The following is a 22,760-nucleotide window of genomic DNA, read 5'->3' on the forward strand; positions in this document are numbered from 1 at the left end:
TGTACACGAAATGATCGAGCCAGTTCAGATGCAGGTTTTACGCAGCACCAACAAAACTGTGTCCAGATAGTTCAGTTTCTCCGATCATTGGCCACCCTTAAACTTCCGCCACTAGAGCAAGGAGCAGAATAATGGACATAAGACCACTGACAGGCGGTTTGGGAGCTGAGATCATGGATGCTGACATCCGCGACAGTACCCAGTTTGAAGATATTCACGCCGCGTTTGCAAAGTACTCTGTGATCGTCGTCAGAGATCAGCAGGTCAGCCCAGACGATCACCTGGAATTTGCCCGTCGCTTCGGTCCGATCAATGTCAATCGATTCTTCAGACCTGTCGATGGCCATCCTGAGATCGCCATGGTGCTTAAGGAAAAGGATCAAAGAGAAGCGGTCGGCGAAGGTTGGCATACCGACCATTCGTACGATCAAGAACCCGCCATGGGTTCTATTCTCCATGCCATCGAAATGCCGCCATACGGCGGGGACACGCTTTTTGTTTCAATGGGCGCAGCCTATGACGCACTGTCCGTGCCGGTGCGCCAGTTTCTGCATGGGCTTACAGCCATTCATTCATCGCGGCATGTCTTTGGTGCAGCTGCGCAAGAAAGCGAGGCTGCAACGAGCGGGCGTCTGAGCAACGCAGAAAACGCCGTTCAAGACGCACGCCACCCAGTAGTCATCACGCATCCCTTGAGTGGGCGTCGCGGATTATTCGTGAACCCGGTGTTTACCACGCACATCGAGGGCCTCTCCCGTGAGGAGTCCGATGCAATCCTTGCCATGCTCTATGAACATTGCAAACAACCTGAATTCCAATGCCGCGTCCGATGGCGGACTGGAGACATCACCATGTGGGACAACCGAGCGACATGGCACAAGGCCATCAACGACTATCACGGATTTCGACGCCTGATGCATCGAGTAACTGTGGAGGGCTCAGCTGTTTCCGCCATTCAGCCGACATAGAATACAGCCCCGAGGGTGCGCAAAATTGCCTATGGTGTGAGTTCGGACCATTAAATTGCCAATGTCGCGAATGCCTGATTTGACGGACCCAACCGTCACAATGGCAACCTCAAGCAAATGGTGGGTTCGGGCTGTTCTCGATTTTGGTGTTTGTGCCCGGAAGGACAAATTGTTGCTGAACCGCAATCAGCAGCGGGGAGCTGTCCCAATCAGGTTCCCCATAGTAACCGACGCCGGCTTTCTAGAAATTGCTCAAGTGCAAACAGGCAAAGCCTGATTTCAAGCAGAATTCGTCAGGGACCGAAGCCCCTGACAGATGTTGAATTTACCAGGTTGAGTCCGGGTCAACTTTGAAAAGATGCTCCATAAACACGCGAGTGACGGCCTGCAGTTTATCGGTGCGCGCGTGGTCGCGTTGCAGTTCGGCTGGAACCACATTCCATGTTATAGGTTCAACACCAGCCTCGATCATGCGGCGCATGCCGTTTGCGTGGCTGGTCTGAGTGATCGATCCAACGGCATCTTCCGGAACGTAGACGTCATATCCGGCCAACTCGGCCTCAATCGCGGGATAAGCCAGACATACATCCGTCCAAAGACCGCCCATTATCAGCTTCTTTCGGCCCGTTGCTTCAACTGCAGCTACAAATTCAGGCTCTTCCCAAGCGTTCACATTGGTCCGGTCAACAAATACCGCGTTCGGGGCCAGTTCGCGCAAATCTTCGATCATAGGATCATAGCCGTTCAATCCTACGGCTACATGGCTGAATATGATCGGGATGTCGTAGATCACGGCGGTCTTTATCAGACCCGTGGTATTGTTGATCAGCTCTTCGTGGTTGATATTCTTAACCCCAGCCAAAATCGGCGGCTGGTAGTCGATAAGGATCAGCGCCGAGTTGGTCGGTGACAGAAACGGGTCATTATCTGCGGCTCGGACAGGCGTGCCTTGATAGCCGTCTGGGTATGTTGCGACACCATCCACTGTTTTGATCATAGGTATTTCTGCGGTTGCTGGGAGTGCTACGGCGCTGATCGTCAAGCTCAGGGCTGCGGCGAACGGTTTGATGAAAGTGGTCATGGGAGCATCTCCATTAATGATGGGGGTTCAACCGTGCACATGCTCGGCGATCAGTCGCGCGACAGATGGTCCGGGACCAACAAGTTCCAGGACATTACGATCCGGATCGCGGATGAAAATTGTCTTGGTACCGCGAAATTCTCGACGGCCTGTGATGGCTATGCTGTGTTCGGTAACAAAGGCCTCGGTTGCTTCGGCGTCCCTTACCTTGACGGCCAGGTGCGTGATGCCGGGAAACTTCTCGACCTCATCCATCAAGACGTTTTCACCAGCTTTTGCTGTAGCGGGGCCTAACAGGTTGATGTTGATCCCGGACGGATGCAGCATCACCAACGGATGGCCATGGTCATAGCCGCCATCCGCGATCAACTCGAATCCCAGCAACTCATAGAAGGCGACTGATGTATCGCGGTCGCTGATGCGGATACCAATGTGATCGAAGTTTCTTATATCCAACATGGTTTGGCCTTTCATTACACTGCAACCAATGTAACTATACTTGTATTGATGCTTAATAGCTCATCTGGAAGGTAATTTATTCCAAATGGATCATAATAAGGATTTGTTCGACGGCGTGGTTCTGTTCTGCACAGTAGTGGAACAGGAAGGCATGAGTGCCGCCGCAAAACTGCTGGGCCATACGCCTAGCCATGTCAGTAAAGAAATCGGACGGCTTGAGGCCCGGCTTGGCGCCCGGTTATTGAATCGGACCACGCGTCGGATCAGCCTGACGGAATCCGGGCGCATATACTATGAAAACGCCCGCCGGATTGTGGATGACGCCCGCGCCGTACAAAACAGGTTGCATTCCATCGGCGACAGACCCTTTGGAGAGCTTCGGATGAGCGTTCCTGTGGTTTTTGCACATGGATGGCTGAACGATCGGTTGCCCGAATTTCTGCAGCGATACCCCGAAGTTGATCTGAACATTGACATATCCGAGCGCCGGGCCGACATGATCGGTGAAGGCATCGATCTGCTGGTGCGCATCGGTGATTTGCCTCCGTCCGATTTGATTGCACGCGAACTTTTTCGCACACAAGGTCTTACAGTGGCTTCCCCCGCCTATCTGAAACGAAACGGCACGCCCCGCCACCCCGATGACCTAAAGGGGCATCAACTAATTGATTTTTCGTTTCACGGGGCCACCCAAAACTGGACCTACCCAGGACCAGATGGTGAGGCAATCGCGGTTCCAATCGCTCCTCGTATTCGATGCAACGATGGTCATACCGAAAAGGTGCTGGCCCTTGCTGGTCGTGGGATTACACGTCTGCCTCAGCTCTCCTGTCAGGCTGAACTGGATGCCGGGGCATTGGTGGCGATCTTACCCGATTTCAGCCCGCCTTCTATCGGAGTCCATGTGATCTATGCCAGCCGCGACAACCTGCCCGCAAAGACCCGCGCTATGATCGATTTTCTGGTCGAAATGAGCGGCTGAAGTCAGGTGCCGCCGAAGTTTCAAAGTCCTTCGTTTGCTGTGAGCAGTCTTCTTGCGGACAGTATCGCGCCTTGCAGCAATGTCTGATTTGATCAACCACGTCATAGTTTTACTTACGCCACGATAGGCAGCAATGAGCTGACTGATGGGAAATAATGGGTAGAAAACTGCAATCATTACATCTTTCCCGCAATTCCTAATCTGTCGAAACATGGAATCCGGCAAACAGGGTCATCGAACACGTTCAAGCGTCGGGCTTAGTTGAGCCAACGCGTTGACCACGCCAAACAACTCCTTTTCGAATGAAAGCAAGGCATCGGACTTCGCATCCACGATCGGGTAAAGCAGGCCAAACGTCATCCAGCGCTCAGGCGTCACCGGTACAAGTGCTAGTTTGTCCGAATTGGTTTGGGCGACGACCAACTCGTCCGCAACAGTTACACCAGCACCCTCTGCAACAAGCGAGCACGCGAGTTGAGATGCTGCCACTTCGCAAGTTTGCTTTGGTGTGACACCAGCAGAGTGAAAAATATCGTCCAACTGGTCGCGCAACAACAGACCGTGCATCAAGCGTATGATAGTTTCTTCCGCGAGATCACTCGCCGTAATTTCTTCTCGGATGGAAAGAGGATGATCCAATGGTAAGACCGCTTGTGCTCTCACTCTCAACAAAGGTTTAGTGACAATGCCCGGATGATCGACGGGCAAAGCACCAATACCGATATCGTATTCTCGTCCGGCCAACCATTTCCCCGCTTCACGTCTTGCCCGGACATCAAGGTTGATATTGGTGCCGGGGCTGGTCTTCATGAATCGCGCTACGGCCGGGGCTGACAGCGACTGCGCAATTCGGGGCATGGTTACAATCCTCAGAGTTTCCGTGCGACCTGCCCGGATTTCGGCAGCGATCCGAGGAACTTCATCAAGGTTGTCCAGGATACGGCCTGCCTCGCGGTAGAACGCCAACCCTTCGGGTGTCGGGGTCAGATTGCGGCCGCTGCGGTCAAACAGCGTCAGCTTGAGTTCGGCCTCGAGCCCCGAAATCAAGCGGCTGATCGCAGGCTGGCTAAGGTGCAGAATCTCGGATGCGGCAACCAGCGAGCCTTCGGACAATGTTGCGCGAAAGGCGCGTAGGGCCTTGGTGTTCATCAATCCATACTTTCAATTTTTGCAAGAGTAGATAACATATTTGCATTTTTTACAATTGATGTTTTCGCGTAATTTGATCCCAAGCGAATTTGGGAGGTTACTCATGAAACGCAGAACGCTTCTTGGTGCTGTTATTGCCGCCATAGCCGTCACCACGACTGCCACCGCAACCTTTGCAGCGGATTGGCCAAAACGACCAATCAACCTGGTTGTTCCCTACAAGGCCGGGGGCGGTACTGACGCCTATGCCCGCGCCATCTCGGCCGCGGCGGAAGGCACGCTGGATGTGCCCGTTGTTGTGGTCAACAAGCCGGGGTCGGGCGGCCTGAATGGGGCCAATGCGGTGGTTGGCGCACGGCCCGACGGGTATACTCTGATGATGACATCCGGAGGATCGTTCCTTTTGTCGACGATGACCCGAGATACTGACATTGATGCATTGGAGAGCTTCGATTTTGTCGCTCAGGTAGGACAATTGCAGACGTCGCTTATGGTACCAGTCAACAGTCCGTATCAGACCGTTCAGGATTTAATTGACGCGGCCAAGGCCAATCCCGGCGAGCTGCGTTGGGCACACTCGGGGCGTGGTGGATTCCACCACGTCGGTGGGTTGGGCTTTCTGGCCAGTAACGGGATTGACGCCCAGGATGTGCCATTCAAAGGCGGCGGGCCGACCCGGGCTGCCCTGATCGGCGAGCAGGCTGATTTCGGGTTCCTTGGCGTTCAGCAACTTGCTGGTTTTCAAGAACAGTTGAGGGCACTGGCCGTCAACAGTCAGGAGCGGGATGGGATCATGACTGATGTCCCCTCTTTTGGTGAGCTGGGAATTCCATTCGCTGCAGTATCATCCCCAGTGATCGTCTTTGCACCTAAGGGCACACCGGTAGAAGTGATTGCTGCGTTGGAGACCGCGCTGGAAGAAATTGCCGCCAAGCCAGAATTTGCGGAACTCCTTGCCTCACGCGGAACCGGCCCGGTCTACCAGAATGGAGCGGACGCAAAAACAACCCTATCCGCAATGAAAGAGGACGCCACTCCCTTGGTCCAAAGCCTGACCAACTAATGTCCTCATGGTCGGGTGAACAATGGTCACCCGACCCCCTTGTTCATGTTGATATCTCGGAGGAAAGACATGCGTGCCTATGCAGAAGGTCTGGTGCTTGCCCTCATCTCAATCTTTGCAATCTGGGGGGCCTGGCAAGTACCGGCCGCATCGCCGGGCGATACATGGGCCGGGATTGTGCCGTTCTCCGCTGCTCTCGCTCTACTTGCTCTGTCCGGTGTTATGGTGTTGAGCGCAACGCGCCAGACGGCGGGTGATACAAGTGACGATCAAGACAGCAACGCGACTTTACAGATCATAGGTCTGTTTATCATCGCTATGCTGTACCAGCAGTCGTTCCGCTGGTTCGGCTACCTGCTGCCGACTGCGATCGTGACGCCGATCGTCCTCTACATTTTCGGCGTACGCAGTCGGATCGGATTGGTTTTGTCGATCGTTCTTTGCCCGCTGGTCTTCCATCTCATCTTTTTTGTCCTGCTGGGTGTGTACCCGCCATATGGCGAAGTTTTCGACCTTCTCAGCTGGATTCAGGGCTAAAACATCATGGAGATCTTTCCTGCACTTCTGTCGGTGGTGACTGACCCTACATTGCTCTTTGCCATCGTACTTGCTGCGGCGGTTGGGATGGTGGTTGGTGCGACACCTGGCCTGACTGCCTCTGCGGCTATCGCGATGTTGCTTCCAATCACCTTTTATATGTCGCCGATCTTTGCGTTGGCATTTCTGTATGTGATCGGCAAGTCCGGTCGGTACGGCGGCTCGATCGCAGCAATCCTGTTCAACACACCCGGAACAGCGGCCAGTGCAGCGACTCAGATCGATGGCTATCCGTTGGCACGAGCGGGCAAAGCAGGAAAAGCTATGAAAGTTGCGACAATCTCGTCCGTCATCGGCGACCTGATGGGGGATGTCCTGCTGGTCATCGGTGTAGGTTTCATTGCGGCCGTCGCACTGAAACTCGGCCCGCCTGAGACTTTCGCCATCTACTTTGCCGCTTTTGTCGTAATCGGTTCTGTCATTGGCAATTCCATCGTCAAGGGTCTGGCATCGGCCTTGATGGGCATTCTGATCGCCATGGTCGGGCTGGACCCGATTTCAAGCGAAGAGCGCTATACATTCGGATCGTTCGATCTATCCAATGGCATCGGCTTGGTACCCCTGATGATAGGTGTTTTTGTATTGGGCGAAGTATTCGCGCAGCTAGAATCCCGCCGCAAGGCTACCGGAGAGACCAAAGAGAATGAAACCACAGCGGATGGCAACAGTCTGACCTGGGCGGAATACAAACCCTGTCTTCCGCACGCATTGCGTGGTGGGTTCATCGGCGCAGGCATCGGAGTATTGCCCGGCCTGGGATCGGCGATCGCGGCGTTCATCTCTTATGGAGAAGGCAAACGCCGCGCAAACAACTCCGAGATGTGGGGCAAGGGGGCACTAGAAGGCGTTGCCGCACCTGAGGCTGCTAATAATGCTGTGTCCGGTCCATCAATGGCTCCATTGCTGACGCTGGGCATTCCAGGTTCGACCATCGGGGCAATATTGCTGGGCGTTTTCCTGATCCACGGCATTCAGGTTGGTCCGACCTTATTCCTGACGGATAAGGAGCTGGTGTACAAACTTTTCGCATGCGGCATGCTGGGTATTCTGGCTTATGGCTTGATCGGTTATTTCGGCGCCACACAAGTTGCCCGCCTGATCCTGAAGATTCCGACCAATGTGCTGTATCCACTGATCTTCCTAACCGCGTTTGTAGCGGCCTATTCAGCCAGTGGATCGATGTTTGACGTAACCGTCATGACCGTAGCGGGGTTCGCCGGCTGGCTGATGCGGAAATACGACTTCAACGTTGCAGCGTTCGTAATTTCCTTTGTGCTGGCTAAGGGTGCCGAGGAAACCTTTCGCCAATCCCTACTGATGTCCGAAGGCGGCGCACTGATATTTGTCGAACGCCCCATAGCTCTTGCGTTCATCATCGTCGGCTTTGCTGCCATGGCGTTCCGAATCCGAGGTATCGTCAAAGAACGCCGCATCTCTCGTGGAGGGCTCGAAGATGCTTGAATACAGTATCTACCGAGATTGCTTTTCCAGCGCCGATATGCGGTCGATCTGGTCTGAGCACGCCACGATATCCGCCTGGCTTAAGGTCGAACAGGTTCTTGCGGCGCATCAAGCTGCGGCTGCTCTAATCCCGATTGAGGCTGCTGAAGCAATTGAGGAGATTTCGATCTGCGATCTGAACCATGAGGAATTGCGGAAAGAGATGATGTTTGTTGGCCGCCCCATCGTAGGACTGGCCAAACAGTTGCGCCAACTATTGCCAGAACACTCGGCCCATGTGCACTATCGTACGACCACGCAGGATGTGATGGACACGGCGTTGGCGATGCAGATGAAACTGGGGCTTGAGCAAATACAAAGCACCCTCGGCGATGTCATGGCTGCGATCGCTCATCATATTTCCGCCCATCCAGACACAATGATGATGGGAAGAACCAATGGTCAGCATGCTGTGCCCATTCGCCTTGCGACGAAGCTTGAAGTCTGGAGATCTGAACTGGGTCGGCGGTCTGAGGCACTTCAAGAGGCGGCAAAACGTGGATTGAATGTTCAGATTGGTGGCCCCGTCGGAGACTTGCGCGAATATGAAAATGGCATTGGTCGCCAGATTAAACAGGATGTTGCTCATTCACTCGGTCTGAACGTCGTCGAACCGCACTGGCAGAACGCTCGTGACGGTATCGCTGACATCGTCACCGCCCTTGGCTCGCTTTGCGGGACGCTGTGCAAAATCGCCCACAACGTCAATCAACTGTCATCATCCGACATCGGTGAATTCGCCGAAGTTCATGAACCTGGCAAAGGATCGTCTTCAGCGATGGCCCACAAACGAAATCAACGCGCATCGGAATTTGGGGAGGCCGTCGCTCGGCTGGGACGCCAACGGGCCGGACAAATAGGTGAACTGAGCCATCATGAGCATGAACGATCGGGTGGCGTCTGGATTGGGGAATGGATCGTTGTTCCCGAGGTCTTTCTTTTGACTTCCGGCGCGCTGCATTGGTCGGAACGGATGTTCAAGAGTTTAGTGACCGATACTAACGCGATGGCGCTGCTGGTTTCGTCTTATCGCCCTGTGAATAGTATCTATCATCTAGATAGATCATAACTAAACACATCGCATCCTGACTTGTCGAAGCGTGGCAGAACACAGGAGATGCCACTATGACCAAGAAGATCACAATCATCGGTGCCACAGGCCATTTGGGGCATCGCGTGACCGCGAAACTTGTTGAGAAAGGTGCAGAAGTAACTGCCATCGTGCGTGATCCTGAGGCGGCAAAATCAATGCTTCCCACGCAGGTTCGGCTTATCCAGGGCGACGTGTCGGACTTGGCCAGCCTGAGATCAGCCCTTCACGGCACTGAGACGCTGTACATTACGCTGAATACCGAATCTCTGGACACCACCGCACCATTCCACACAGAGCGGGAAGGCGTAATTAACATTATCTCGGCAGTAAAAGAGGTCGATGTTCAGCACATCATGCAAATTGCAGGGGTCGACTACGCTTATCCGCAGTTTTCGACCGAGGGCATGGCCTATGGCACCAACGCGATACGCACGGGCGGGATCAATGCCATCAAAGCATCTGGCATTCCTTATACTCTTTTCTTTTGCTCCTTCTTTTTTGGATTCATTGCCCAAGCTATTGATGGACAATCAATTGGCCGTAATCGGAAATCACATTCATCCAATCTGGTTCACCAATTCCAGCGATCTTGCAGAACTCGTCCACAATGCCATCGGTAACGATGCTGCCAAAAACATGGAATTTGCCGTGCAGGGTCAACAGGCCGTCACGTATACCGAAGCGGCCAAAGAATTTCTCGCTTCTTTCGCCCCCGAGGCGGAGGTGGTTGAGTTACCCATGGATGCTCTTGATGAAATGGGGCTGCCGGAAGAGCAGGCCGTTTTCATCGAACACGTTTTGACGTTTGCGCAACAGTTGCGGGAAGAGCAAGTGGACAGAGAAACCCGTGGGATTCTTGGAGCGCCAAAACACACCATTACCTCATTCGCCGAGGAGCTTCGAAATGAGGCTTAAGTCACGTTGGAATTTTGAATAACGGCTTTTTCAGCGAGCAACTCCTTAAGCCTTACCGTCGCTCGACCTATAGGCCTTTCGAAAGACCAGATCATATCCACCGAGCGTTCGGCGTAGTTCTTGGTCTCGAATTGCAGTGGCAGGATTTTTAACGCTCCGGTCTGAACAAAGACGTCCACCGCGTGCAATGGCAGCGCCGACCACCCTAGGCCGGCCTGCACAAGATCAATGGCTTCCGATGCAGTGCTGACCTGCCAAATAGACGACGATGCCTTAAGGATAGCGCTGTTGGGATTATCGGCTTCCTTCAATAATATCTGACGATGTAGTCGCAATTCTTCCCAAGAGACTGACGACATTTGAGCAAGCGGACCTTCGGGATGGCTGACACACACCAGCCTGAGCGTGCCCAATGAGCAAAAGTCTAGTGCCTGGGGGATGCCCTCAGGTTCCAGAATAACCCTCAAATCCACCACACCATCGACGATCAATCGCTGAATCTCAGCGGCAGTAAAGGCACGTATCTCCACATCGACAGAAGGAAATTCTTCTCTGAAGCTGCGAATGATCTCTCCCAGATTGGCCAGTTTGATGTGCGGCGCCATGGCGAGGGTAACGCGGTTTTCCAATGTCATGGACTAGGCATCTGCAACCGCTAGAAAACGGCTGCGCTGTTCCAACAGAATTTCGGCCGGTGAGATCAACGCCTCTCCTGCTTTGGTAAGCGAGGGATATCTTCGGCTGCGATCGAAAAGCTCGACATCCAGATCGACATCCAGATTGGCGACCAAAGTGCTGATCACCGATTGTGCTTTGTTGCGTTTTCTGGCTGCGGCGGAAAAGGAACCTTCGTTATGGGTAGTAACGAACGCCGCCAACTGCTCGAATGACGCGCGCATCAGAACCCTCTTTCCATCTATCTATTATCAGTATGGTAGGCATCTTTATGGATCGCAACAACAGTCCGTTACTTGCCCAACGATATGAATTGAGGAGAACTTTCATGAGCTTTGCCGGTCGGATTGTGCACGCGGTGTTGTTCGAGATCTTTGCGCTTATAAGTATTGCCCTAATACTTCCGCTAATCACACATATCGACGCGCAGAAATCATTGATGCTTGGGGTGTTCTTCTCCTTGGCAGCGATGCTTTGGAACGTTGTCTTTAATATCACGTTTGATTGGTCGCATTTCAAACTGGTCAACCAGTCCAATTCGTCTGTTTCGAGTTATCGCAACTGACCAGTGATTACGCCCAATGCGTATGCCTTTATGCTGATGATGGGATTCTCATCATCCGCTAAAGGAACAGATATGGGGAACCATTGGGCCAGTGATCTTCAATCCTGGTCCGTTGAGCGTCGTCAAAGTTCAGGTGTGCGACCTGAGCATTTGTGAACTCTTCTCGCATGGCATGGATTAATCCTGCGGGTTTTATGGCATCGGGAATCTCTGCCGCCTTTTCAACATGGGGCTCGACTGCTGTTTCGCCCAATTTGATCGCCGGTCCGAGCAGTGCGAAGGCAGGATTGATGGACAGAGCTGCGATCGCACCAATGAATTCAGCGATGCCCGCGCCCCATTTCAATCTGACTGGTATTTTGGTGGCTGCAACAGCCTTTGCGTAGGCCTTAACCAGCGTCTCCATGCGCTCGCGCGCCTCTTGTTTGCTGGTTCCTCTCAAAGCTTCGACCGATGTCCAGGCACGCAAGGCGTTGCGGTGTTCCTGCACCTCAGGCATTGCGCAAAGATCAAGCGCGGCCTTGATCTGGTCTTGATGAGAGCGTGTCTTGCCCTCAGCAGTTTCGTGATGTGGAACCAGAAATTCCCAACCAAACGCGCGCAGCAAAGGTTCCTGCTCTGGAGTGTCATCAAGGAAAGCCTGAGGGCCATCATAGGCCGGGATAACTGCGACCTCGGTGAGAGGTATTCCCTTGATTAGCGCCCGGTTCCGTTTGGCATCCACGAAATCCTGAAGAATCCGACGGGTTAGGTGAAACGCAGGCGCATCGAAATCCTCTTCCTTTAGCGCTGCTTCGAATCCGGGCTGTTGCTGAAGATCGGCCACATCCATTTCGGCGTCCGTAGCGATCTTTCGTTTTTTCCACTCCATGTGGTGCGCGTTGTCCCAGGAAACCTCCATCAAACGATCTCTGGGAATCCAGCTTAGTATCTTGTCCTGGCGCACCGGGTTCCATTTTGCAGGCCAAGTCGCTCCTTGCGGTGGCCGGGGGATCACCAGTGTCTCGAAAAGCACCAACTCGGCGACGAAAGCGCTCGGTCGAAGATGATCGCGCACTGACATGGTGCCCCAAAGCTGCGACGAATTGTTCATGGCATTTCTCCTGCAATCGTCTTGCAGATCAGGTTACCATCTTTGTGCACCAACCCAAGATGGTTGCTTGGGTATGCCCAAACAAAGCTGATGTAGCTTATGCAACAGGAATGCGGAAAACTCATCTCGCCGCGCTCGCAATTCCGCGCCACCATTTCTAATAGCGCCCCAAATGCCAAGCGTTGTCGCGAACGACTGGTCAGGCAATGCAGCGGTGCGATAGGACGGTATTTCCCGAAAATCCGGTCGCACCATTCTAGGCCATCAATGTGAATGTCCGCGTAGAGGATATTCATGGCTTCCTAGTCTGATGACCCTCTTCTTCAGCAACACAGTGATTACATCCGTGATGGCGTTGCAAATTCGATGCCAGTTGCACGGCGCTAACCGTTACATACCTACAGCTACAGCTCCGCCTTGACCGAGAGCCTCGGGTGAGCGGCGATAGCAAAACAAAGGTGATCGTGTCTTCAGGCTTAGCTGGCAGATTTTTGCGGGAATCGGCAATAAATGCTACGATAGCTTTGTTGGCAGGATCGCCGCTGGGTCTCTCCGGCCATCGCGCTTCGTTATTCTTTTTTATTACAACAAGTTCTTTTTTCTGCCGTTCGGCCGGGCGATCCGGGGCTTCTGGCCCAGCGTTTTAGAATGATTTTGAACGGAGGCAGACATGCCCGAAACAGTATTTGAACGCGCGCCAGACGGCGCAATCATTGGACTTCAGCATCATGGCGACCCTCTTGGAGGGCGTTCTAAAGGAACCAGTGCGCTGGATGTGGCGCAGGCTTATGCCGCCGAAGTGGCGGGGCTTTACCGGATAAAGCCCGATTTTCTTGACAGGCTCGGCGAGAGTGTTTCAGGCAAGTATAATCGCGAGGAGGGCAGCAAGCTGCGGCTGGAAGAAGCCAAGGCAGTACAGTCCTTTCTGGTCTACACATTTCGTCAGACACATCACGGCATCCCGGTCTGGGAGCGCGGTCTGACACTGCGCATGGCCGGCCCAGACAATGTGGTCACCGGTTCGTCCTCAAGTGTTGCTGCCGATATCGAACTCAGCAACGCCCCTACTCCGCCTGCTGGCCGCGACAAACAAGCTGGCACGGTTCTGCGCGAAGCTGTGAAAGGGGCCAAGTTCACAAAATTCAAGGTTAATGACACCCGGGACTTTGTCTATCGCTACGACGCAGAACATCGCCTGCCACACAAAGAACCGGGCGAGATCGAAGGGGCCGAGTTAACCCCGCTGCCAGAGATTGGTCGTGTACCAAAGGGCATCAAGGACGGCGAATGGCGTTTCGTAAGCCTTGTGCATTTTGGCTGCAAAATTCCCGACTACGGAGAGCTGAACTGGCGAGCATTGGTCGATTGGGAAACCGGCGCGGTGCTTTACATCCGGCCATTGGTGGGGTGTGTTTCGGGTTACGTCTTCACAGACGACCCGATATCACTTTCAGGAGATTCAGAGCTTGATCCGACGGCCCCGGTTGCGCTTTTGGATGCGCAACGCGAACTGGTGGCGCTGGAACGGTTGATATTACCGGGCGGTGGCGCACCGGTGGAACTAAGCGGCGAATTGGTGGCGGTACGGGATCTCGACACACCAAACATCGCCCCACCGACTGAAAACGCCGGTGCCGCATCGATCTTTGATTATCCCGCCGACAGCGACGATTTCGCGGCGGTCTGTGCGTACTACAACCATGATTTCCTGTATCGCTTCGTCCAGTCTTTGGGCTTCGATCTGCCCAGCTATTTCGACGGGGTGACCTTCCCAGTGGATGTTGATCACCGCTGGTTCAATCCCATTGCAGGACCGGTGAATGCTCAGGCGCCAGGCAATGCCATAGGCAATGGTGTGCTACGCTTTCGTTATGCGCTTGCGGCAAATGGCTCCACAGTCGGCATGGCCACAGACTCGCGCGTATCGGCGCATGAATTCGGGCACGCGGTGCTATGGGATCATCTCAATTGGCCCAATTTCGGCTTTTGTCATGGCTTTGGTGACGCGCTGGCGGCAATACTCTACGATCCTCAAGGTATTGCGCCGGATCGTTTCCGTACCTTCCCCTTCAGCAACCTAATCACCCGGCGATGGGACCGGTCGGTCGCCTCGGGTTGGGGCTGGGGTGGCACGATGGACGTGGGCGGATATCGGTCGACCGAGATCAATGCCACTACTTTGGGCCGAATCTATCGATCTCTCGGAGGTGATTCCACAGAACTCGACGACAGGCTGCATGCCAGCCGCTACACGATCTATCTGATCCTGCAGGCGGTGCCGCTTTTGGCCGGGATCGTGCCCAACACAGTCGAAGGTTTTTCCCGCGCCTTGCAGGAATCAGACGAGAACACCGCTCAATTCGACGGTGCAGCCGGAGGCTGGGCACACAAAGTGGTACGCTGGGGCTTTGAGAAACAGGCGCTCTACAACGGATCCCCGCCTGATGTTGACGTCTTCATTGATGACGGACGACAGGGTGAATACCCTTGGCACCAACCGGGCAACAATGCTCCCGGCATCTGGAATCGGCACCGCCCTGACGGCGGCACCGACCACGAGACTCCGCGCCGCTGCGTCGAGAATTATCTGTATGTCCGGATCGGCAATCGCGGCAACTACCCAGCCCAATCAGTGACTTTGTCATTAGCCCGCGCGACCGAAGGCAAGGGCACCACATGGCCGGATGACTGGGATCCGCTGATCGTAGGCGAACCTATCGGCCAATCAGTGCATTGTGGCGACGAAGTGATCGTCGGCCCGATCCCATGGTGCCCCGAGGACCTGTGCGAGGAATACATTCTTGCCAGCGTGGATACGCCAGAAGACCGCAGTAATGTCGAGACGATCGCAGGCAGTCTGCCTGTCGATCGACTGGCGCTTGGTGACAACAACGTCGCCCTTCGCCGAATGGAGGTGAACCGCGCCGAAGATGACACCCCTTGCTGCGAGGAGGAAGAACCGAAGATGACCTATCGTTACGCTGTCAAGTTCGTCTGCGGCTGTTCCAAGGGCCGCATTTTGTCCCAGGGCCGCTATCACACGGCAATCAACATCGGAAACGGCAGCGGAGATGCTGTGCGTTTTCGTAAACGGGTGTCGTCGGCCTTGCCAAACGAAAAACCGGGTAATGTCTCGGCCAGAACGAAGAACAAACTCGGTCCCTGGGAATCGATGGAGATCGATTGCGAGGATGTGGCACGACACCTGCGGGTGGCCGAATGCTGTTTCCTGAAAGGGTTTGTCTTTATCGACAGCGAAACACCGCTGGACGTGGTCGCGGTCTACACCGCCGCCCATGGTGAAGGCGAAGTGGAAACCATCGATGTCGAACCAGTCGTGCCTCGGCTGATCAAAAAGGTACCGCCCCCGCCACCGCCACCTCCGCCGCCGCCTCCACCCGAGGACAAACCGGACCTAATCCCGGTGCAGCCCTTCCCGCCCGGCCCGCCACCCTTCCCGGCTTGGTATTGTGAGGAGCCGCGCAAGTTGAGGATCATCGTGCGTAACATTGGTGCAGGGGCTGCCGGGCCTTCGACCACGCGGGTCGATTTCTTCCAGAGCGGCGTGGTGGTCGATCTGCCGACACCAGCACTGGGGCCAAACGGGGATGAGACCACGCTATCGCTCGAATTCCCGGACGAGGTCAAAGGTGGCGAGCAGATCCCCTTCAAGATCACCGTCAATGCCAATCCGGCCGATGGTGTGACGGAGACAGACACCACCAACAACAGCGACTCTTCCTCCTGCGGCCTGGCCAGCTAAAGCAAACTGGGGGTGGCCCGGGCCATTATCGGCCCGGGCTGCGCGATCTAGAGGTGCCGGTCGCAAGGCTGCATCATGATCGTGATTGCGCTCTACATACGGGAGGGCAATTTGCTTCAACGACACCAAGATGGGACCGCCCTGTCTGATCCCAAAGTCAGACCTCAAGCTGCGATTTAAGTTTACTTTTCTACCGCTTCCCAAGGGGCGACAGGGTCGCCGCAGCCTAGTAACTATCTCTTCTCCGTTGCGCATCCTTGATAAGAGCAGCAAGCCGATAGAAACCGTGGGCCATCTTGGTGTAGGGCGTTAGCAGGAAGAATGTCAGGACCGATCCAAGATGAATAGCAAGCAACGCGGGCATCAAAGCCGTTGATCCGAAAGCGTAAAGAGCAAGTCCGCTAAAACCGACGAATCCCAGCAACAGGATGAAACCGATATCGCCGCCCCATGCCGAAGCATCACCGAGCTTGCGATCGGACCTTTGCTTGAGAATTGCCATAGCGCAGCAACCCACTGTCAACAACACACCGCCGGAGATTCCGAATAGTTTGGGCAAAGACCAGAACCCGTACGGCGCATGCATTCCAAAGCCATAATGCATAACCGTTGCAATCGAGGTCGACGCGAAGCAAAGCAGGAAGCCATACATGATCGCGTGGTGAATATGACGTCGCGCCTGACTGAACCGGTCTTCGTCTTCAAAATTACAGCCTTCACCATGACCTGCGGCAAGATCCTGCATTTTGCCCGCTCGTTTGAAGGCGGCCAGCAGGTCCGCCATTTTGATGGGTTTTCCCCCCACCTCGGCCCAATAGCGCCTTAGGCTGATGGCAATGCTAAAGAGTGGCAGCAAGAATGCCGGAGCAAAAATCGCAACCATCGCATTATGCGACAGAACTGCATAAAACCCGTCCCCTCCGCTGGAACCTATCGCGCGAATTGCCCAGAACAACAGGGCAAATCCGACCACAAGTGCCAGCGCAATCGCCCCGCCATGGGTGTGAAATCGGCGCGCCAGCGGCTGCGGCCATGCGAAGCTTTCCCAGCTGTCCCTCCGTACCTCGGCCAGAGCCTTCGGCAAATTCAGGTCGAACTCGTGCGGGGCTGTGTACTGGCAGGCGTAGTAGCAGCCGCGGCAGTTGTGGCACAGGTTGGCCAGTTGCGTGATGTCCCCATCCGAGAACGCGCGTTCCGCATGAAGCGACGGAAAGACCGAGCAATAGCCCTCGCAATAGCGGCAGGCGTTGCAAATTTCAGCCTGACGGCGGGCTTCCTGTATCAATTCAATTTGCATAAGCGGCGGCCTCACGTCCTGCGATGCGTCCAAAGACGGTTCCGATGGTCATGCCGAAACCGGCTAGATAACCTTGCCCAAGGATCGAGCCCGCCATGGTTTCGCCAGCCGCCCACATGTTTTTGATCTTGCCGTCGACGCTCGAACATTGCGCGGCATCGTCGACTTTGAGGCCCAAATAGGTGAAGGTTACGCCCGTACGCAGCGAATAACTGTAAAATGGCGGCTCGGTGATCGGACGCGCCCAGTTGGTCTTGGGCGGGTTCAAGCCAGATGTTGAAACGCCGTCCAGCTCTATCGGATGAAAGGCGCTTGTATCTCCGCAGGCGGCGTTGAATTCAGCGATTGTTGCGGTCAACTTTCCGGCAGGCAGGCCCATCATCCCGGCCAGTTTTTCCAACGTATCTGCCTTCAGCGGTGGAAACACCGACGGCATGAACAGATTCAACGAATTGGCGTCGATGATCACATAGCCAACTTGATCTGGTTGGGCTGCCACCAAGCGCCCCCAGATTGCATAGCGCTTGGGCCAGACATCCTCGCCCTCATCGTAGAAGCGCTCGGCATCCTTGTTCACGACGATCGAAAACGGCACACAATCCAGACGGGTCACAATACCACCGTCAAATTTCGGTGCACGCCCATCGATAGCAACGGCGTGGCATTGGGTCGGGTCGCCAACACTCTCGACGCCTTGATCCAGAAGATCAGCCAGGACCACGCCTCGGTTATAAGGAGTGCCTCGGATCAGAAAGTTTTTTGCAGGCTCACCCCATGCACGGGTCAGCCAATCCGTATCGGCCTGAAACCCGCCCGAGGCGACGATGACTGCCTTTGGCATTATCCGGTGGTTTTGACCTTCATAGGTATAGTCGACCCATTCGATCCGATCCCCGTTCAGCTCCAAATGCGTGACGGCGGCTTCGTACAAAACATCGATACCCAAACCCGCCGCAGTTCGGTAATAAGCATTCACCAGAGACTTCCCGCCTCCCATAAAAAAGGCATTTGTCCGCGCCAAAGAAAGTGTTCCGGAAAGAGAGGGTTGAAACCTGACACCGTGCTCTTCCATCCATGGCAGGCATTCCTCGGAAGTGCGGATCGCAAGGCGGGCCAGATGCTCGTCAGTTTTGCCGCCGGTGACCTTCATCAAGTCCGCGAGATATTCGTCTTCGCTATACTCCTCGATCAACGGGCCCAAAGGGCCACCATGCATGCAGCGAAAATTGCGCGTATGGCGCGAGTTTCCTCCGCGATAGGGTTTTGGCGCGGTTTCCAGTATCAGAACGCGGGCACCGGCTTCGGCGGCGGTCATCGCGGCGCACAAAGCAGCGTTCCCGCCACCGATCACAGCGATATCGTAAGCTTCCTTTTGGGTGGCCATATCCTGTCTACCTAGTGATTTTCGTCGGTTGTCCGATCGCGTTCCTGCAACGCCCGGATACGCATTCGTTGTGCGGCCTGAATATGCCCGCGCATTTCTGTCTCGGCCGCCGCGCCATCACGGGCCTTCAGCGCGGCCATTATACGCCGATGTTCAGCGACTGCCGCTTCTGCCCGATCTCCGTCCAACAATTGCGACGGCCCAAGGATCAGCAGCGCCTTCTGCAAGGACAACATGGATTTCGCGAGAAATCGGTTCTTGGCTGCATCCAAAAGCGTGGCGTGAAATATCCGGTTGATCCGAGCCGCGTCTGGACCTGTGCCAGCCTCTGCCAAACGATCATTCAAAACATCCAATTCGTCCAATTCGACATCCGACGCCGCACGCGCTGCTAGACGGGCCGCAGTGCCCTCGAGCACTGCGCGCATCTCATAGAGTTCCATCACCTCGGCGTAATCCAGACTGCGGACGGTCGCTCCCTGCCGCGGTACATGCGTGACCAGGCCGTCGGTCTCCAGCTGCCGGATCGCCTCGCGCACCGGTGTTCGGCTGACACCCAACCGTTCAGACAGCTCAATCTCGCGCAGGCGCTCGCCGGGCAGAAGGGTGCCCTCGCGAATCTCATCCAACAGGCGTTGATACGCCGAATTGCCTTGCGGGCCAGGCTGTACGGGGTCGTCCTGAATGGTCATCGCGAGCTCACTTGTCTTCTTGCGTCCATTTGTATACATTTGGATACATAGTGAGTCAATATTGTCGGAAGCTGCACTTTGCCCACCCAGAACAAAACACCTTCTCTCCTCGCAAAGCGGGCCTTAACACTGGGCTTGGCACTTCTTGGCACAGGGCTATTCTGGGCGTTGGATCTGCCATTGCCTTTTCTGTTCGGCCCGATGAGCGCGTGTCTGATCGCGGCTCTGGCTCATGCTCCAATGGAAGGCTTTGGTCAGGTCTCGATTGCGGCGCGCACCATACTCGGCGTGGCTGTGGGGGCTTCGATTACCCCAGCCCTATTTGCAGAACTGCCGAAGATGGCAGCGTCGATTGCACTGATCCCGTTCTTTATCCTGCTGATCGCGCTGGTCGGAGTGCCATTCTTCCGCAAGGTCTGGGGCTTTGATACCACGACCGCGTTTTACGCGGCCATGCCCGGCGGATTGCAGGATATGATCATCTTCGGGGCCGAGGCTGGCGCTAACCCGCGAACGCTGTCCCTGATCCACGGAACCCGCGTTCTGATTATTGTAACGCTGGCCCCTCTGTTTCTTACGGTGTTTTACGACGCCCAACTCACCAACCCAATCGGAGAGCCCGCGCGCAACCTGCCGATACATGAATTGGCGCTGATGGTTCTTGCTGCCTTTGTCGGCTGGAAAGGCGGTGAGCGGATCGGCTTGTTCGGGGCGTCGATTCTAGGGCCAATGATCCTGACGGCTGCGTTGTCACTGGGCGACTTCATTCACACCCGACCGCCTCGCGAGGCCATCCTTGCAGCTCAGTTCTTTATCGGCTGCGGTATCGGCGTGAAATTCGTAGGTGTCACATGGGTCGAACTACGCCGTGTGGTGGCGGCGGGCTTCGCCTATGTCATTGTCCTCGCCGTTCTGGCGGCCGCTTTCACTGCCGTTGTCACCACCTTGGGGCTGGGCCAACCGGTCGAGGCATTTTTGGCCTTTGCCCCCGGCGGGCAGGCAGAAATGACAGTTCTGGCCATCGTCTCAGGCGCGGATCTGGGCTTTGTGATCACGCATCATCTGACAAGGATCGTGTTGGTAATCATCGGTGCGCCGATAGCGGCCAACCTTATCCTGCGCTGGTCCAAACCTCGGGGTTGATCATGTGAACCGGAGCGCCTGCAGCGTAGGCGTTCACTTGATCGAAAATGTCCGAAAATTGCAGATCAAACTCATCCTCGGTCACAAAGCCGATATGCGGCGTCGCAATCAGATTTGGATGCGAAAGCAAGGGGTCTTTCGGATCATTGAGGGGTTCGGAATCGAAGACATCGATTGCGGCCTTCCCGGGATGGCCGGCATTCAGCGCCCCAAGCAATGCCCCTTTTGCAATAAGGCCAGCACGAGATGTATTCACAAACAGTGATCCCGGCTTCATGTGCGCGAAGTCTGACGCAGTAATGATGCCGTTTGTGCCTGGCTTTAGGCGAACATGGATCGAGACAACATCGCTGTTAGCAAAGAAAGCTTCGCGGTTCGCGGCGACCTGAACACCATCTGCCTGCGCCCGAACCCGACCTTCATCTGAGGACCACCAGACTACATTCATTCCAAATGCCTCGGCGTAGCCCGCGACAGCGCGTGCGATACGGCCATAGCCGTACAGTCCCAGCTGCCGCCCTCTCAGCGTCTTGCCAACTCCGGCCTGCCACCGCCCCGCTTTGACCGAGGCCATCTGCGCCGGTAAATCGCGCATCCCAGCCATGATCAGCGCCCAAGTGAGTTCGGCTGCAGCATATGAAGGCGTTCCACCATGCATGTTCGAACACAGCAGAACACCGTTGTCCGAGCATGCCTGCACATCAACGTGCGGATACACGCTGCGCTGGCTTATCAATCTCAGGTTCGGCAGCTTTTCGATCAACTCGCGGGTAACTTTGGTGCGTTCGCGAAACAGAACCAACGCTTCGGCCTTCTGCAACCGTGCTGCCAATTCATCGGTATCCTCGACATGATCTGTCCAGATCTTCACTTCATGGTCGGATAGCTTTCCAAAACAAGGCAAGCCCTGCAGAGTATCAAACCAATCATCCAGAATGTGAACCTTCATCGACTTTCCAAACCCTGCCCGGTGTTCAGTTTTCTTGGCGTCGGCACAAAATGCAGCGTATCGAGTGCTGCAAGCGCATTGCGGACCCGCTCGCTTTGATCCAGCAAATGGTTGAACTGCTCATCGCACCCGGCGATCGGCGTCGGGTATTCCGCAATATCCCGCCGCAGGACCGACTGCGCCAGCCTGAGTTCCTGACGCGCAATATCGAGGCATTCAGAATAATTGTTCATCGTGGCACCTTCATATTGTATACCTTAGTATACATAACGGAGATCCCAGTTTCAACTGCCGCTCCACACAGATCCGGGTATGTAAACATGCCCATCTGCAAGCTTTCGCGCAGTCCGCACCAGACCAGCAGAGTTTACGTTGAAGTCACCGTCATTCGAGAAGTCCACCAGCACATCAATCTTCCCAGAAGCGTGTTCCAGCACAACTTCAGCCGGGCTTGCCTTAGGTCGGTCCAACAACCCATCAGCGACGGTTCCGGGCGTCAAAGCACAAGACGCCATGCACTGCGCACCCGTAACGGCCATTGTCGGGTGAGTTTTCCATGGCATGAAATACCGAACTGCAAGGGTTCCGCCCTCTTTGGCTGGTGCCAACAGCCCGAATTTGGGGGTTACCGATTTCGATACATCCCCCATACCCATCAGTTCCCCGGCTTCGATCCGAACTGCCTCCATCCGGGCAAAGAAAGAGCGGTTGGCGTCCAGTTCTTCCGCGCTTTCATACCCAGTTAGTCCAAAATCGGTGGCGCGGGCCATAGCCATAGGCATCGCGACATCCATACAGGTCAGTTCGACCCCTTGCACCGTATCGCGCAGATTTCCGGTGGGCAGAAATGCACCCGTTGCCGAACCCACAACTCCCATAAAACTCAGTTGTACCGGTGCAGATTGCCCGGGAACTCCGGCAATCTCGGCATCGCCCTCATAGGCCAGTTCACCACCCGGGGTCTGCACTTTGGCAACCACTCGCGCACCCGTATTAACTGCGCGTATCCGGACCACGGTCTCATCGCCTTGAGGCTGAAACAAACCCATTTCAATTGCGGCCGGAGCGACGCCGGAAAGAATGTTTCCACAAGTTGGCTTGAAGTCGACCAGCTTTTCCTCAACCGAAACCTGCGCGAAGAAATAATCGATATCGGCCCATTCATCATCGCTGACAGATAACATGGCTACCTTGGTCGTCACAGCAGTACCGCCACCGATTCCGTCAATGTTAAACGCCTGCCCAGCCCCTAGGGCAGCGACCAGCACATCAGCCAACGTGTCCATATCCACGGGCAGGTCAGAGCGACGAAAATAGGGCCCCCGCGAAGTGCCGCCACGCATAAAAATATACGGGATTGCTGTCTGGGTCATCTCGAACCCCTCCTCTACA

General features: G+C 55.1%; 23 protein-coding genes. 11 read left to right on the plus strand and 12 right to left on the minus strand.

The window, feature by feature from the left end; all coding sequences use genetic code 11:
* Positions 1 to 131: 131 nt before the first annotated feature.
* A complete protein-coding gene (locus ACR0NE_RS16430) occupies positions 132 to 968 on the plus strand; it encodes a TauD/TfdA family dioxygenase (RefSeq protein WP_170597514.1) in 837 nt (278 codons plus the stop codon).
* Positions 969 to 1,293: 325 nt separating this feature from the next.
* Here ACR0NE_RS16430 and ACR0NE_RS16435 read toward each other — a convergent pair whose 3' ends face one another.
* The gene (locus tag ACR0NE_RS16435; protein WP_170597516.1) at positions 1,294 to 2,049 is read right to left on the minus strand and encodes an isochorismatase family protein; all 756 of its coding nucleotides are present in this window, start codon (positions 2,047 to 2,049) and stop codon (positions 1,294 to 1,296) included.
* A 27-nt stretch (positions 2,050 to 2,076) separates the two neighbouring features.
* Positions 2,077 to 2,523, minus strand: a complete 447-nt coding sequence (locus ACR0NE_RS16440; protein ID WP_170597518.1) for a VOC family protein — start codon at positions 2,521 to 2,523, stop codon at positions 2,077 to 2,079.
* Between the two features lie 70 nt (positions 2,524 to 2,593).
* On the opposite strand from ACR0NE_RS16440, the gene ACR0NE_RS16445 reads away from it, so the two are divergent.
* Positions 2,594 to 3,490 carry a LysR family transcriptional regulator gene (locus tag ACR0NE_RS16445; protein ID WP_170597519.1) on the plus strand — a complete coding sequence of 299 codons (897 nt, stop codon included), beginning with the start codon at positions 2,594 to 2,596 and terminating at the stop codon, positions 3,488 to 3,490.
* 231 nt (positions 3,491 to 3,721) lie between these two features.
* Here ACR0NE_RS16445 and ACR0NE_RS16450 read toward each other — a convergent pair whose 3' ends face one another.
* Complete coding sequence (locus ACR0NE_RS16450; RefSeq protein ID WP_170597521.1) at positions 3,722 to 4,639, minus strand: LysR family transcriptional regulator; 918 nt, start codon at positions 4,637 to 4,639, stop codon at positions 3,722 to 3,724.
* Between the two features lie 103 nt (positions 4,640 to 4,742).
* Between ACR0NE_RS16450 and ACR0NE_RS16455 the strand changes: the two genes are divergently transcribed.
* The 6 genes from ACR0NE_RS16455 (at position 4,743) to ACR0NE_RS16480 (ending at position 9,807) form a co-directional block, all read left to right on the plus strand.
* Entirely contained in the window at positions 4,743 to 5,702 is a 960-nt protein-coding gene (locus ACR0NE_RS16455; RefSeq protein ID WP_170597523.1) for a tripartite tricarboxylate transporter substrate binding protein, read from the plus strand.
* A gap of 69 nt (positions 5,703 to 5,771) precedes the next feature.
* Positions 5,772 to 6,239, plus strand: a complete 468-nt coding sequence (locus tag ACR0NE_RS16460; RefSeq protein WP_170565254.1) for a tripartite tricarboxylate transporter TctB family protein — start codon at positions 5,772 to 5,774, stop codon at positions 6,237 to 6,239.
* Between the two features lie 6 nt (positions 6,240 to 6,245).
* The gene (locus ACR0NE_RS16465; protein ID WP_170597525.1) at positions 6,246 to 7,760 is read left to right on the plus strand and encodes a tripartite tricarboxylate transporter permease; all 1,515 of its coding nucleotides are present in this window, start codon (positions 6,246 to 6,248) and stop codon (positions 7,758 to 7,760) included.
* Positions 7,753 to 8,868 (plus strand): lyase family protein, encoded by a 1,116-nt coding sequence (locus ACR0NE_RS16470; RefSeq protein WP_170597527.1) that lies wholly within the window; start codon positions 7,753 to 7,755, stop codon positions 8,866 to 8,868. The genes ACR0NE_RS16465 and ACR0NE_RS16470 overlap by 8 nt, the downstream gene beginning before the upstream one ends.
* 56 nt (positions 8,869 to 8,924) lie before the next feature.
* Complete coding sequence (locus ACR0NE_RS16475) at positions 8,925 to 9,512, plus strand: SDR family oxidoreductase (protein WP_480459743.1); 588 nt, start codon at positions 8,925 to 8,927, stop codon at positions 9,510 to 9,512.
* 16 nt (positions 9,513 to 9,528) lie between these two features.
* Complete coding sequence (locus ACR0NE_RS16480) at positions 9,529 to 9,807, plus strand: hypothetical protein (protein ID WP_480459744.1); 279 nt, start codon at positions 9,529 to 9,531, stop codon at positions 9,805 to 9,807.
* On the opposite strand, the gene ACR0NE_RS16485 is transcribed toward ACR0NE_RS16480, so the two are convergent.
* Positions 9,804 to 10,442, minus strand: coding sequence for a substrate-binding domain-containing protein (locus ACR0NE_RS16485; protein WP_170597529.1), 639 nt, complete (start codon positions 10,440 to 10,442; stop codon positions 9,804 to 9,806). The two genes, ACR0NE_RS16480 and ACR0NE_RS16485, sit on opposite strands and share 4 nt — an antisense overlap.
* Positions 10,443 to 10,445: 3 nt before the next feature.
* Positions 10,446 to 10,706: a helix-turn-helix domain-containing protein gene (locus ACR0NE_RS16490; RefSeq protein WP_170597531.1), complete on the minus strand. Its 261-nt coding sequence runs from the start codon at positions 10,704 to 10,706 to the stop codon at positions 10,446 to 10,448.
* A gap of 104 nt (positions 10,707 to 10,810) precedes the next feature.
* On the opposite strand from ACR0NE_RS16490, the gene ACR0NE_RS16495 reads away from it, so the two are divergent.
* Positions 10,811 to 11,047: a PACE efflux transporter gene (locus ACR0NE_RS16495; protein ID WP_170597533.1), complete on the plus strand. Its 237-nt coding sequence runs from the start codon at positions 10,811 to 10,813 to the stop codon at positions 11,045 to 11,047.
* 58 nt (positions 11,048 to 11,105) lie between these two features.
* On the opposite strand, the gene ACR0NE_RS16500 is transcribed toward ACR0NE_RS16495, so the two are convergent.
* Positions 11,106 to 12,140: a hypothetical protein gene (locus ACR0NE_RS16500; protein WP_170597535.1), complete on the minus strand. Its 1,035-nt coding sequence runs from the start codon at positions 12,138 to 12,140 to the stop codon at positions 11,106 to 11,108.
* 670 nt (positions 12,141 to 12,810) lie between these two features.
* Between ACR0NE_RS16500 and ACR0NE_RS16505 the strand changes: the two genes are divergently transcribed.
* Positions 12,811 to 15,903 (plus strand): hypothetical protein, encoded by a 3,093-nt coding sequence (locus ACR0NE_RS16505; protein ID WP_480459747.1) that lies wholly within the window; start codon positions 12,811 to 12,813, stop codon positions 15,901 to 15,903.
* A gap of 226 nt (positions 15,904 to 16,129) precedes the next feature.
* On the opposite strand, the gene tcuB is transcribed toward ACR0NE_RS16505, so the two are convergent.
* Genes tcuB through ACR0NE_RS16520 form a run of 3 tightly spaced genes read right to left on the minus strand, consistent with a single transcriptional unit; the run spans position 16,130 to position 19,276 of the window.
* The gene (gene tcuB / locus ACR0NE_RS16510) at positions 16,130 to 17,200 is read right to left on the minus strand and encodes a tricarballylate utilization 4Fe-4S protein TcuB (RefSeq protein ID WP_170597537.1); all 1,071 of its coding nucleotides are present in this window, start codon (positions 17,198 to 17,200) and stop codon (positions 16,130 to 16,132) included.
* Positions 17,190 to 18,584: an FAD-dependent tricarballylate dehydrogenase TcuA gene (gene tcuA, locus ACR0NE_RS16515; protein ID WP_170597538.1), complete on the minus strand. Its 1,395-nt coding sequence runs from the start codon at positions 18,582 to 18,584 to the stop codon at positions 17,190 to 17,192. Before tcuA ends, tcuB begins: the two co-directional genes overlap by 11 nt.
* A gap of 11 nt (positions 18,585 to 18,595) precedes the next feature.
* Positions 18,596 to 19,276, minus strand: coding sequence for a GntR family transcriptional regulator (locus ACR0NE_RS16520; RefSeq protein WP_170597540.1), 681 nt, complete (start codon positions 19,274 to 19,276; stop codon positions 18,596 to 18,598).
* A gap of 78 nt (positions 19,277 to 19,354) precedes the next feature.
* Here ACR0NE_RS16520 and ACR0NE_RS16525 point away from each other — a divergent pair, with 78 nt between their 5' ends.
* Positions 19,355 to 20,419 (plus strand): AbrB family transcriptional regulator, encoded by a 1,065-nt coding sequence (locus ACR0NE_RS16525; protein WP_170424977.1) that lies wholly within the window; start codon positions 19,355 to 19,357, stop codon positions 20,417 to 20,419.
* Here the strand turns inward: ACR0NE_RS16525 and ACR0NE_RS16530 are convergent.
* From ACR0NE_RS16530 to ACR0NE_RS16540, 3 genes are read right to left on the minus strand one after another with little or no spacing between them, the layout of a single operon-like run.
* Complete coding sequence (locus ACR0NE_RS16530; protein WP_170597542.1) at positions 20,388 to 21,368, minus strand: D-2-hydroxyacid dehydrogenase family protein; 981 nt, start codon at positions 21,366 to 21,368, stop codon at positions 20,388 to 20,390. The genes ACR0NE_RS16525 and ACR0NE_RS16530 overlap by 32 nt on opposite strands.
* Positions 21,365 to 21,601, minus strand: a complete 237-nt coding sequence (locus ACR0NE_RS16535) for a hypothetical protein (protein ID WP_170513062.1) — start codon at positions 21,599 to 21,601, stop codon at positions 21,365 to 21,367. The genes ACR0NE_RS16530 and ACR0NE_RS16535 overlap by 4 nt, the downstream gene beginning before the upstream one ends.
* A gap of 51 nt (positions 21,602 to 21,652) precedes the next feature.
* Positions 21,653 to 22,741, minus strand: a complete 1,089-nt coding sequence (locus ACR0NE_RS16540) for a 4-oxalomesaconate tautomerase (protein WP_170597544.1) — start codon at positions 22,739 to 22,741, stop codon at positions 21,653 to 21,655.
* Between the last annotated feature and the right edge of the window lie 19 nt (positions 22,742 to 22,760).

The sequence above is a fragment of the Ruegeria sp. C9 genome (assembly GCF_056537585.1).